General features: G+C 39.8%; 9 protein-coding genes and 2 rRNA genes (1 of these 11 cut by a window edge). 4 read left to right on the top strand and 7 right to left on the bottom strand.

The genetic code is table 11. The features are described 5' to 3' along the window. Positions 1-2318 (top strand): 23S ribosomal RNA (locus tag LG402_RS20205); it begins 685 nt to the left of the window's first position. A gap of 116 nt (positions 2319-2434) precedes the next feature. Beyond that, positions 2435-2550, top strand: a 5S ribosomal RNA gene (gene rrf / locus LG402_RS20200). Positions 2551-2928: 378 nt separating this feature from the next. On the opposite strand, the gene LG402_RS20195 is transcribed toward rrf, so the two are convergent. The 4 genes from LG402_RS20195 to acs form a co-directional block, all read right to left on the bottom strand. Then, positions 2929-4512 carry a phosphoethanolamine transferase gene (locus LG402_RS20195; RefSeq protein ID WP_166540429.1) on the bottom strand — a complete coding sequence of 528 codons (1584 nt, stop codon included), beginning with the start codon at positions 4510-4512 and terminating at the stop codon, positions 2929-2931. 404 nt (positions 4513-4916) lie between these two features. Then, positions 4917-6572: a cation acetate symporter gene (locus LG402_RS20190; RefSeq protein WP_227336205.1), complete on the bottom strand. Its 1656-nt coding sequence runs from the start codon at positions 6570-6572 to the stop codon at positions 4917-4919. Beyond that, positions 6569-6880 carry a DUF485 domain-containing protein gene (locus tag LG402_RS20185; RefSeq protein WP_109410228.1) on the bottom strand — a complete coding sequence of 104 codons (312 nt, stop codon included), beginning with the start codon at positions 6878-6880 and terminating at the stop codon, positions 6569-6571. The genes LG402_RS20190 and LG402_RS20185 overlap by 4 nt, the downstream gene beginning before the upstream one ends. A 156-nt stretch (positions 6881-7036) precedes the next feature. Continuing rightward, complete coding sequence (gene acs, locus LG402_RS20180) at positions 7037-8995, bottom strand: acetate--CoA ligase (RefSeq protein ID WP_109410227.1); 1959 nt, start codon at positions 8993-8995, stop codon at positions 7037-7039. A gap of 372 nt (positions 8996-9367) precedes the next feature. On the opposite strand from acs, the gene sodA reads away from it, so the two are divergent. After that, complete coding sequence (gene sodA / locus LG402_RS20175; RefSeq protein ID WP_166540432.1) at positions 9368-9991, top strand: superoxide dismutase [Mn]; 624 nt, start codon at positions 9368-9370, stop codon at positions 9989-9991. A gap of 108 nt (positions 9992-10099) precedes the next feature. Continuing rightward, complete coding sequence (gene yiiM, locus LG402_RS20170; RefSeq protein ID WP_166540433.1) at positions 10100-10774, top strand: 6-hydroxyaminopurine reductase; 675 nt, start codon at positions 10100-10102, stop codon at positions 10772-10774. Positions 10775-10830: 56 nt separating this feature from the next. Here the strand turns inward: yiiM and trpS are convergent, their stop codons facing one another. Genes trpS through rpe form a run of 3 tightly spaced genes read right to left on the bottom strand, consistent with a single transcriptional unit; the run spans position 10831 to position 13242 of the window. Further along, positions 10831-11859 carry a tryptophan--tRNA ligase gene (gene trpS / locus LG402_RS20165; RefSeq protein ID WP_109409935.1) on the bottom strand — a complete coding sequence of 343 codons (1029 nt, stop codon included), beginning with the start codon at positions 11857-11859 and terminating at the stop codon, positions 10831-10833. A gap of 7 nt (positions 11860-11866) precedes the next feature. Continuing rightward, a complete protein-coding gene (locus LG402_RS20160) occupies positions 11867-12571 on the bottom strand; it encodes a phosphoglycolate phosphatase (RefSeq protein ID WP_109409936.1) in 705 nt (234 codons plus the stop codon). Then, positions 12571-13242 (bottom strand): ribulose-phosphate 3-epimerase, encoded by a 672-nt coding sequence (gene rpe, locus LG402_RS20155; RefSeq protein WP_006534381.1) that lies wholly within the window; start codon positions 13240-13242, stop codon positions 12571-12573. The genes LG402_RS20160 and rpe overlap by 1 nt, the downstream gene beginning before the upstream one ends. Positions 13243-13282 lie beyond the last annotated feature (40 nt).

The following is a 13282-nucleotide window of genomic DNA, read 5'->3' as shown; positions in this document are numbered from 1 at the left end:
CTATCCATGGGCAGGTTGAAGGTTGGGTAACACTAACTGGAGGACCGAACCGACTAATGTTGAAAAATTAGCGGATGACTTGTGGATGGGGGTGAAAGGCCAATCAAACCGGGAGATAGCTGGTTCTCCCCGAAAGCTATTTAGGTAGCGCCTCGTGAACTCATCTTCGGGGGTAGAGCACTGTTTCGACTAGGGGGTCATCCCGACTTACCAACTCGATGCAAACTGCGAATACCGAAGAATGTTATCACGGGAGACACACGGCGGGTGCTAACGTCCGTCGTGAAGAGGGAAACAACCCAGACCGCCAGCTAAGGTCCCAAAGTCATGGTTAAGTGGGAAACGAAGTGGGAAGGCTCAGACAGCCAGGATGTTGGCTTAGAAGCAGCCATCATTTAAAGAAAGCGTAATAGCTCACTGGTCGAGTCGGCCCGCGCGGAAGATGTAACGGGGCTAAACCATGCACCGAAGCTGCGGCAGCGAACGTATCACTTAAATTTGTTTGAGTGAGAAACGATTGACGGAACGAAGAGACGTCAATGCGTCCATTAAAGTCGAGGCGAAAGCCAGATAAGCGAATTTAAGGATACGTTCGTTGGGTAGGGGAGCGTTCTGTAAGCCTGCGAAGGTGTACTGTGAGGTATGCTGGAGGTATCAGAAGTGCGAATGCTGACATAAGTAACGATAATGCGGGTGAAAAACCCGCACGCCGGAAGACCAAGGGTTCCTGTCCAACGTTAATCGGGGCAGGGTGAGTCGACCCCTAAGGCGAGGCTGAAAAGCGTAGTCGATGGGAAACGGGTTAATATTCCCGTACTGGTGGTAACTGCGATGGGGGAACGGAGAAGGCTAGGTTGTCCGGGCGACGGTCGTCCCGGTTCAAGCATGTAGGCAGAGTGATTAGGCAAATCCGGTCACTTAATGCTGAGGTGTGATGACGAGCCACTAAGGTGGTGAAGCAATTGATGCCCTGCTTCCAGGAAAAGCCTCTAAGCTTCAGGTTACCAACAATCGTACCCCAAACCGACACAGGTGGTCAGGTAGAGAATACTCAGGCGCTTGAGAGAACTCGGGTGAAGGAACTAGGCAAAATGGTGCCGTAACTTCGGGAGAAGGCACGCTGGCGGTAAGTGAAGTCCCTTGCGGACGGAGCCGAAGCCAGTCGAAGATACCAGCTGGCTGCAACTGTTTATTAAAAACACAGCACTGTGCAAACACGAAAGTGGACGTATACGGTGTGACGCCTGCCCGGTGCTGGAAGGTTAATTGATGGGGTTATCCTTAGGGAGAAGCTCTTGATCGAAGCCCCAGTAAACGGCGGCCGTAACTATAACGGTCCTAAGGTAGCGAAATTCCTTGTCGGGTAAGTTCCGACCTGCACGAATGGCGTAATGATGGCCAGGCTGTCTCCACCCGAGACTCAGTGAAATTGAACTCGCTGTGAAGATGCAGTGTACCCGCGGCAAGACGGAAAGACCCCGTGAACCTTTACTATAGCTTGACACTGAACATTGAGCCTTGATGTGTAGGATAGGTGGGAGACTATGAAATGTGGACGCCAGTCTGCATGGAGTCAACCTTGAAATACCACCCTTTAACGTTTGATGTTCTAACCTAGGTCCATAATCTGGATCGGGGACCGTGTCTGGTGGGTAGTTTGACTGGGGCGGTCTCCTCCTAAAGAGTAACGGAGGAGCACGAAGGTTGGCTAAGCATGGTCGGACATCATGCGGTTAGTGCAAAGGCATAAGCCAGCTTGACTGTGAGAGTGACGGCTCGAGCAGGTACGAAAGTAGGTCTTAGTGATCCGGTGGTTCTGAATGGAAGGGCCATCGCTCAACGGATAAAAGGTACTCCGGGGATAACAGGCTGATACCGCCCAAGAGTTCATATCGACGGCGGTGTTTGGCACCTCGATGTCGGCTCATCACATCCTGGGGCTGAAGTAGGTCCCAAGGGTATGGCTGTTCGCCATTTAAAGTGGTACGCGAGCTGGGTTTAGAACGTCGTGAGACAGTTCGGTCCCTATCTGCCGTGGGCGTTGGAAGATTGAGAGGGGTTGCTCCTAGTACGAGAGGACCGGAGTGAACGCACCACTGGTGTTCGGGTTGTCATGCCAATGGCATTGCCCGGTAGCTAAGTGCGGAAGAGATAACCGCTGAAAGCATCTAAGCGGGAAACTTGCCTCGAGATGAGTCTTCCCTGTCACCTTGAGTGACCTAAAGGAACGTTTAAGACTAAGACGTTGATAGGCTGGGTGTGTAAGCGTAGCGATACGTTGAGCTAACCAGTACTAATGAACCGTGAGGCTTAACCTGACAACACCGAAGGTGTTTTGTCTGAGAGACAAAGAGTAGATGAAGTAAGCTTGTTTAAGATTGAAATTGCTGGCGACTAACCGAAAGGGAAAACGCGGGTAATAAAACAGAATTTGCTTGGCGGCCATAGCGCAACGGTCCCACCTGATCCCATGCCGAACTCAGAAGTGAAACGTTGTAGCGCCGATGGTAGTGTGGGGTCTCCCCATGTGAGAGTAGGGAACTGCCAGGCATTAAATAAGACGAGAAAGCCAACCCAATGGGTTGGCTTTTTTGCGTTTGGAGTTTTTTATATAGCTTATATGCTAGTCGATAATTCATTGAATTTAATAATCGATATATAGAAAACAAATAAAGCTAAAAATGTCGTTACATTCCTCAATTGATCTTTAAAATAGCCACTCTTAACGCTATTAAATCCTATTTATGGCATTCCATTAGTAAGATCATCACCGTATCAAGCATCTAACATTACTTAATTTGATACCTAGAGTTGTTCTTTTCTGTTTTTATTATCTCAAACAGATCTTATTAGAAATAGATAATGAAGGTATAAACACACTCTTTATTATTAAGTGTATTTCTTATTTAGATATTTTTGATGAGGATATTATTGAGGTTCCTGCTCTTCTGAACTTAATAAATCATAGTTTAAGAGGTTTTTATTCCCATCAATAACCATTATTGGTGATTTCGGCTGATAGCATTCTTTTAATGGTGAATAACATTTTTTTGGTGAGTTATGTTCTATACCAAGCCAACTACTTAATAGCCAATAGTTATTTACCGTCGAATAAGGCTCATTCAACGCTTCATCATTAATAACAGGTTTAATAGATGATGAGCTATACCAAATGAACAAAGGAATGTCGTAAGCTTCTTTACGCGGTGTATTTACACCATGATGATAACGAATCTCTCTATTCTTATCGAGGCGCTGTAAAGCATGATCTGCAAAGTAGAGAATAGATGCGGGTTTATCTTTTACTTTTTCAATAATGTTATTAATTAATTTATCTGTATAAGCGATAGAGCTGTCATAACAATTATCATCTTCTTGTTGTGTGAATTTTTTAAAATCTTGATTTGGAAATCGGTTACAAGCAGGTTCATGACTACCATAAGTATGCAAAATAATAAATTTTTTCTGTGTAGATGGTTCATTGAGTGCTTTATCTAAATAAGGAAGTAGTTCTTCATCATAACCAATAAAATCATTCCACTTTTTATTCTGTGCCATATTTGCAATGACCGAGATTACACTTGTTTTTTGATTCCCTTCCCCTTGGTTACTTAGCCAATAAGTTTTAAATCCAGCATGATTAGCAAGGGAAACAATATTATCAGCGTAATGATTTTTATCCTGTAACTGCTCTAACCCTATATTTGAGAGAGAAATTGGTACAGAAAGAATGGTTACTGGGGCTGGAGAGTAAACATTCTTAAAAAGAATTAGATTGTTTTTCTCTTTCATTAAATTTGGAGTTGTATCATGAGGATAACCATAAATACCTAAATGGTCACGCCGAACAGATTCCCCAATAATAAGAATATAAATATCTGTATTATTATCTTTTTTACTATATTGATAATTAACTTTTTGAGAAGCTATTCTTTTTATTTGACGATTTTCATGAAACGTTCTAACCAGTGCTGCTGCATTATAAAAAGGTGTATTTAAAAGAGTATATTCAGAGATTAATTTAGTATTGTTATCATTTCTTAATGCTAAGTTTTTATATATAGGAATAATTGCTATTAATATAACGATTGCAATAACACTATTTATTGTGGTTTTTAAATGAGAAAATCGAGCGCTTTTATGGATAAGAAAATAATAAATAGAGAAGCTACATATATAAAATAACACGTAATATTTATTATAAGAAAGCATACCAACAGTCTCACTACCGTTAGTATTTATAAACGTTTCTGCGATAGAAGAGGAAAATGCAATGTCGTGTTCACGATAGAAAAATAGAGAAATAGACAGATTTAAAGACCATAGCGCGCTAATTATAAATGTTACTATTTTTCCCAGAATTGAACGATAAATTCCACTACACATCAGCATAAGTAGCCAACCAATGAGAACAATATAAATCTTTTGTTCTATATACAACGTTGAGCCACCAAGTATTGCTGGTGTTATAGATAAAAGAAATAAAAGTGTGTAATAAGTTAGTCGAGACATAATCTATTTAAAACTGTCACCTCTTCTTATGTAGAACAAAAAGTTAACCATTTACCTTTTGACAATACAAGGCTTGTTTGACTGAAATGTGTCTGAATTTGGTATTATTACGACTTTTCTAGCTTTTTTGTATTATAAATAAAGTTATAAAGTGAATAAATAATAATGATTTTATTTGTAATATATTGATTTTATTTTGTTTTTGTTTTCTTTTGTGATAAGGAGCTAATAAACAGCAAGTTATTAAAATAAACGTATAGATATGTATTTAAAAATTAGATTTATTCTAAATAAGTAAAGGGGATAAATATATTTGGAATGTATAGCAATAAAATAAAAGTGCCCTTCTTTATTATAAAAGAATGAGCACTTTTATCGTAAATTATCAGTGGGTTTTATGACTCTTAGTGATCTTTGCCTTGTTCAATTCCTAAGCCAATTTGAGAGCGAATAAATTGTGCTTGAAACTTCACTTTTTCTTGCTCACCTAAAGATGATTTATCTGTAATTGAAAAAAACCATGAAACAACAAAAGCAACTACCATTGAAAATAATGCTGGATATTCATAAGGATAGATAGGTTTTTCATGACCTAAAATGCTGACCCAAATTGTTGGCCCTAAGATCATTAATGTTACGGCTATTAATAAACCAGACCATCCCCCAGCTACAGCGCCACGTGTTGTTAGTCCTTTCCAATACATTGATAGCAAAATGATTGGGAAGTTACAGCTTGCGGCTATTGAGAAAGCGAGTCCTACCATAAAGGCAATGTTTTGCTTTTCAAATAGTATCCCTAAACCTATAGCGACTATCCCCAATATTACAACAGTTACTTTAGATACATTAAGCTCTTTACGTTCATCTGCATGACCATTTTTAATTACGTTAGCATAAAGATCATGAGAAACCGCGGAAGCACCAGCTAAAGTCAACCCTGCAACAACAGCTAATATAGTGGCAAAAGCAACCGCAGAGATAAAACCAAGGAAGAAATTACCCCCAACAGCATCAGCAAGATGAACTGCTGCCATGTTTGTGCCACCAATTAGAGCGCCAGCGGCATCTTTGAACACAGGATTAGGGCTAACGAGTAGGATAGCGCCGAAACCAATGATAAAAGTAAGAATATAGAAATAGCCGATAAAACCTGTTGCATAGAAGACACTCTTACGGGCTTCTTTGGCATCACTAACTGTAAAGAAGCGCATGATGATATGAGGGAGCCCTGCGGTACCAAACATTAATGCAAGACCTAAAGAAAGTGCAGAAATAGGATCAGAGACTAAGCCTCCTGGGCTCATAATTGAGGAGCCTTTTGAATGCACATTTACAGCTTCTTTAAATAAAGTGTTGAAATTAAAATCTACCGTTTTCATGACCATAACAGCCATAAAACTTGCACCAGCGAGTAATAAAATAGCTTTGATGATTTGTACCCAAGTCGTTGCTAACATGCCACCAAATAACACATACAACACCATGAGAATACCAACGAGTACCACAGCAATATGATAGTTCAAGCCAAAAAGTAGCTCGATTAGCTTTCCTGCGCCGACCATTTGTGCAATCAGATAAAGAGCCACCACTACTAAAGAGCCTATAGCAGAGAGTGTTCTAATCGGTTTAGGGCTTAATCGGTAAGAAACAACATCAGCAAAGGTATAACGTCCTAAATTACGTAAACGTTCAGCAATAATAAAAAGAATAATCGGCCAGCCGATGAGGAATCCTATTGAATAAATCAGACCATCGTAACCAGAAGTATAAACGAGAGCGGAAATCCCTAAAAAGGATGCTGCTGACATAAAATCGCCTGCAATAGCCATCCCATTTTGAAATCCTGTTATTTTTCCTCCAGCTGTATAATAGTCTGAACGTGAACGAGTACGTTTAGAGGCCCAATAAGTGATATAAAGCGTTAATCCGACAAATATCAGAAACATAATAATAGCCTGAATATTCATCGGTTGTTTCTCACCACCTTCCGTTATTGCAGCAGCATAAACAACGGTTGAAGAGAGGAGAAATAGGCTTATTGTGTAGAGTAATTTGCTCATTTTTCTACCTCTTCAATAATCTCGTTTGTCAGTTTGTCGAACACTGTATTGGCTTTTACAACGTAAATACCAGTTAATAAAAATGAAGCAATAATTAACCCGATGCCAATAGGAATACCTCGTGTAATGTAGCTACCCTCATACAAGGGAGTTCCTAGCCATTGTGGATAGAAGGCGATAAGTAAGATAAATGAAACATACATAACGAGTGTAATAATTGAAAGTGTCCATGAAAAACGACTACGTTTTTTAACCAGTTCTTTAAAGCGAGGGTTATTTTCTATCTCTTGATAAATATTGGCATTCATCAGAGTTCTCCTCTATATAATTGTTTGGTTGATCACTTGATTTAGAGGCTTAAATCCCCCGCATTCCATGATTTTCAGGTAAGAGAGCTTAGCAAAGGCATTTTCATGCCTTTGCATTGTCGTATCACGTTTTTAAATGACAGTTATATTGCTGTGTTAAGCAGTAAGTGATAGAGACTGTTTTTCTTCTAACAGTTTCTCTACAACACCAGGATCGGCGAGTGTTGAGGTATCTCCGAGGTTAGTTGTGTCACCAGAGGCAATTTTACGCAAGATACGGCGCATAATTTTCCCCGAGCGCGTTTTGGGTAAAGAATCTGTCCAGTGAAGAATATCTGGTGTTGCAATTGGTCCTATTTCTTTACGTACCCAGTTACGGACTTCTGTATAAAGCTCAGGCGTTGGCTCTTCACCATGATTTAACGTGACATAAGCATAAATAGCCTGTCCTTTAATATTATGAGGAATACCCACTACTGCGGCTTCAGCAATCTTAGGGTGAGCGACGAGGGCAGATTCTATTTCTGCTGTTCCTAAACGGTGGCCTGAAATATTCAAGACATCATCAACACGTCCTGTTATCCAATAATCACCATCTTCATCACGGCGAGCACCATCACCAGAGAAATACATACCTTTAAAGGTTGAGAAGTAAGTTTGTTCAAACCGATCGTGATCACCAAAAAGTGTTCTTGCTTGACCTGGCCAAGAATCAGTAATCACTAAGTTACCTTCACAAGCTCCTTGTTGTACTTCTCCCATATTGTCGACAATAGCAGGTTGAACGCCGAAGAAAGGACGTGTTGCTGAACCTGGTTTTAGATCCATAGCTCCCGGCAATGGAGTTATCATGAAACCACCGGTTTCTGTTTGCCACCATGTATCAACAATCGGGCATTGGCTACGTCCCATTTTCTGATAGAACCATTCCCAAGCTTCCGGATTAATAGGTTCACCTACAGAGCCAAGAATGCGTAGAGAGGTGCGTTGAGTACCTTCAATCGCTTTATCGCCTTCAGCCATTAACGCACGAATTGCGGTAGGGGCTGTGTAGAGAATATTGATTTGGTGCTTATCAACGATTTGAGCCATACGGTTAACTGCTGGGTAATTAGGTACACCTTCAAACATGACTGTTGTTGCACCATTTGATAGCGGGCCATACAGTAAGTAGCTATGCCCTGTTACCCAACCTACGTCAGCAGTACACCAATAAATATCACCTTCATGATAATCAAAGGTGTATTTAAACGTCATTGAAGCATAAACAAGATAGCCTCCAGTGGTATGTAACACACCTTTAGGTTTACCTGTTGAACCCGATGTGTACAGAATAAAGAGTGGATCTTCAGCATCCATAACTTCTACATCACACTCAGTACTTACACCTTGAATAATTTCATCCCACCAAATATCACGACCTTCAATCCATTGTTCTGTATTTCCTGTTCGGCGAAGTACAACAACATGATTAATCGGCGGAATATCCGCGTGATTTAATGCATCATCGACATTTTTCTTTAGAGGGATAGCACGGCCTGCGCGCAAGCCTTCATCAGCAGTGATAACTAATTTGGCTTTCGAATCAATGATACGACCAGCAACGGCTTCTGGTGAGAAACCACCAAAAATAACAGAGTGGATTGCACCAATACGAGTACAAGCGAGCATAGCAACTGCTGCTTCAGGTACCATCGGCATATAAATCGCCACAACATCGCCTTTTTTAATTCCTAGATTTTTTAATACATTAGCGAATTGGCAAACATCTTGGTGGAGTTGTCGGTAAGTGATTTTTTTCGACTCATTAGGTGAGTCACCTTCCCAAATAATTGCAGTTTGATCACCCCGTGTTTTAAGGTGGCGATCAAGGCAGTTTTGGCTGATGTTTAGCTGTCCATCTTCAAACCAGCGAATGCGTACGTGGCCTGGGTCAAATGAAGTGTTTTTTACCACAGTATATGGTTTTATCCAGTCAACAATCTTCCCTTTATCTGCCCAAAAGGCCTCAGGGTTTTTGATAGATAATTCATAGTCTTTTTGGTATTGCTCTTTATTGATCAGGGCATGTTCTGCAATGCTTGCAGGAATATGATGTTGGTTTATTTTTGTCATAATAGTTCTCCTCACTATTGTTAATACTATGTCAAAAAGTCGTTAACAAAAGAGGGGAAATTAAAATTGTTTCTTTTTTGCGCAGAAGATCACGAATTAATGGAAATGCTTTTCATGGAATGTTCAATTAGTGCTAAAGCAAGCTGTGCATTATTTAGCTGTATTTATCTTGTTTAATAGAATTATTATTTAATAAAAGGCTTTTAAATTAAAACAATATACTGTGAAAATTAATTAACGAGTGCTGAATAAAAAAACCACAAAAATAATATGGATATGATAATGATTTTCATTAACGTTTTTTTCACTATAATGAAATGAAAAGATAAATCACATGATGTGATCCATGATAAAACAGCACTGGAGATTAATATGAGCTATACATTACCTGCACTGCCTTATGCTTATGATGCGTTAGAACCTCATTTTGATGAGCGTACAATGGAAATTCACCATACTAAGCATCATCAAACTTATGTAAATAATACCAATACTGCATTAGAAAAATTACCTGAACTTGCTGGCTTAGATATTGATGAGCTAGTTAAAAACCTTCATAAAGTGCCTGCAGATCAACGTACATTCTTACGTAATAATGCGGGTGGTCACTCAAATCACTCTTTATTTTGGAAAGGTTTAAAATTAGGAACTCAATTACAAGGTTCACTAAAAGAGGCGATTGAACGCGATTTTGGTAGTGTTGATGCTTTTAAAGAGTTATTTGAAAAAGCAGCAGCTAGCCGTTTTGGTTCAGGCTGGGCATGGCTGGTATTAAAAGAGGATGGTAAGTTAGCCGTTGTTTCTACAGCCAACCAAGATAGCCCATTAATGGGTGAAGAGTTAGCTGGTGCATCTGGCTATCCAATTGTTGGATTAGATGTATGGGAACATGCTTATTATTTGAAATATCAAAACCGTCGCCCTGATTATATCAAAGCGTTCTGGTCAGTTGTGAACTGGGATGAAGCGCAAAAACGCTTTCAAAGCAAAGCATAATTGAATTGATCATTTCTGTTCTATTTTCAATGCCGACAATTGTCGGCATTGTTTATTTTGAACACTCTCTTTACTATGGGTCATTGTTTTCTGTTTAGGTAGTGAGCCATGCGTTATTTTCCTAGTGTTTTTATCGGCAACATCACAACAACATCTAATGGATTTACCAGTGCGATCACTAAAAGGCTGGTGGACGGTCATATCAAACTCACTTCGCTGGGATTAGAAGGTGATGAGCAAGCAGAAAAGAGTTTTCACGGTGGCCCTGATCGCGCACTTTGTCACTATCCTAAAGAACACTATCGTTATTGGGCTGAGCAATTCCCACAATTGACTGATTTTCTTCATGCTCCAGCATTTGGTGAAAATATCTCAACAACCGGCATGACTGAAGAAAATGTTTTTATTGGTGATATTTACCAATGGGGAAATGCTTTTATCCAAGTCACACAACCTCGCTCTCCTTGCTATAAACTTAATACAGTGACTGAAGTCAGTAACTTTTCGCAAATTATGCAAGATAGTGGCTATTGTGGTTGGTTATATCGTGTTGTGAGTACAGGAGAAACAGGTAGTCATCATCCTCTTGTCTTGGTTTCAAGAAACAGTGATGTCTCTGTTAAAGAGGCGATTTCAATTGCTTTTCATATGCCCTTTGATGAAGAACTTTATCGTCGTCTATTAAGTGCCGCAGGATTATCTGCGAGTTGGAGTAAGACTATGCAGTTAAGAATGCAAAATCAAACCATTGAGAGTTTTAATCGGCGGTTATTTAAAGAATAAAAAAAAAACACCTCTCTAAAAATAGGAGAGGTGTTTTTTTATGTATTAAAAGAAAATCACGGATGAGCAATAAACCCGATTGCGTCATAAACCTTGTCTAAGGTTGCTTGAGCGCGAGCTTTAGCTTTATCTGCACCTTCTTTCATTATTTTATTAAGCAGAGCATCATCATTACGGAATGTGTTAAATCGTTCTTGAATGTTGGTTAGCATTTCAGAGACCGCATCTGCGACAGCGCCTTTTAGATGACCGTACATTTGGCCTTCAAATTCAGCTTCTAATTCAGGAATAGTTTTACCTGTTACACCCGCTAAAATATCCAATAAGTTAGATACACCCGCTTTATTTTCAAGATCGTAAATAACACGAGGTGGCTCTTCTGAGTCAGTCATTGCACGTTTGATTTTTTTAGCTGCCGCTTTTGGATCTTCAAGCAATGCGATAACGTTATTACGGTTATCATCAGACTTAGACATTTTTTTAGTTGGATCTTGTAATGCCATAACACGCGCACCACCTTTTGGAATAAAAGGATCTGGTACAGTGAAGATATCGCCATAAATAGCGTTAAAACGCTGAGCAATATCACGACTTAATTCAAGATGTTGTTTTTGGTCAATACCAACAGGAACTTGATTTGTTTGATAAATAAGAATATCTGCTGCCATTAATACAGGATAATCAAATAATCCGGCGTTAATATTTTCAGCATGACGGGCTGATTTATCTTTAAATTGAGTCATACGGCTCAATTCACCAAAATAGGTGTAACAATTGAGTGCCCAGCTTAATTGAGCATGTTGTGGAACATGTGACTGAACAAAAATGGTGCTTTTTTCTGGATCAATACCGCAAGCAAGATAGAGTGCCAGCGTATCTAGCGTTCTTTTTCTTAATTCTTTTGGATCTTGACGAACTGTAATGGCGTGCTGGTCAACGATACAGTAAATGCAGTCATAATCATCTTGCATTTGTACCCATTGACGTAATGCACCCATATAGTTTCCGATAGTTAACTCACCAGAAGGCTGTGCACCACTGAATACAATTGGTTTTTTTGCCTTTTTTTCTACTGAAGTCGTCATGTTAGTTCTATTCCACAGTTGTCATTGGCGTGATGTCGAGGATTGAAAGCAAATCAGCAAAATTATCAAGAGTATAATCAGGTTTGCTATCTGCGATAGATACGCCGTAGTTATAGCCATAGGTTAAACCTACGCAAGGGCATTGTGCCTCTTGTGCTGCAATAATATCGTTGCGAGAATCCCCAACAAAAAGGAGTTCTTCCTTTTTAACACCAAATGTACCCATTGTTAAATATAATGGTGCTGGATGCGGTTTTTTTTCTTTAACATCGTCTCCTCCTAGCACTAAGGAAAAATACTTATCAATTTCCAGTTGCTGTAATAGTGGAGCGATAAATGGTGACGGTTTATTGGTGACGATACCTAATGGAATATTATGTGAAGCTAATACTTCAAGCGTTTCTTTAACGTGCGGGAATAAATCACTGCCTGTTTTGACGGAAGTTGCATAATGTTCATCAAAAAGATCACGCATCTCTTTTAATAAGGTTTCAGTGACATCCTCAACGCCAGCATTATGCAAAGCACGCGTAAGTAGCATATCAACGCCATTACCCACCCAGATAGTGACGTTATGTTTTCCAGCAGGAGGAAAGCCTTTTGCTTTTAATGCGTAATCTGTTGCTTCTGTAAGCCCTACTGCGCTGTCGGTGAGTGTGCCATCGAGATCAAAGGCGATAGCACGGATACCTTTGAGTTTTTTATCTGTCATTACGATACCTTCTTTAATTCACGGCGCATATTGTCGATAACATGTTTATAGTCAGGCTGATTGAAAATAGCAGAGCCAGCAACAAACATATCTGCACCCGCTTGGGCAATTTCAGCAATATTATCGACTTTGACACCGCCATCAATTTCTAAACGAATGTCATAACCACCATCATCAATCATCTTACGAACTTGGCGTAATTTATCGAGAGTGTTAGGAATAAATGATTGGCCACCAAAACCTGGGTTAACAGACATCAGCAGGATAAGATCTAATTTATCCATAACATAGTCGAGATAGTTTAATGGGGTTGCTGGATTAAGCACTAAGCCTGCTTTACAACCACAATCTTTGATTAATTGAATGGTACGGTCAACGTGGTCACTGGCTTCTGCATGAAATGAAATATAAGTTGCGCCTGCTTCTGCAAAATCAGGGATGATGCGATCAACGGGCTTTACCATTAAATGAACATCAATAGGTGCAGTAATTCCATAGTTACGTAAGGCTTTGCATATCGGTGCGCCAAACGTCAGATTTGGAACATAATGGTTATCCATGACATCAAAGTGGACAACGTCAGCACCCGCAGCAAGTACTTTTTCAGTATCTTCACCAAGGCGTGCAAAATCAGCAGATAAAATAGAAGGGGCAATCAGAAAATCTTTCATCGCATTCTCCTGACAACACTCCCATTGTCGGGAGGTGTTA

This window comes from Proteus sp. NMG38-2 (assembly GCF_020640995.1).
Classification (GTDB): Bacteria; Pseudomonadota; Gammaproteobacteria; order Enterobacterales; family Enterobacteriaceae; genus Proteus.
This window is presented reverse-complemented; position numbering and strand designations above follow the sequence as displayed.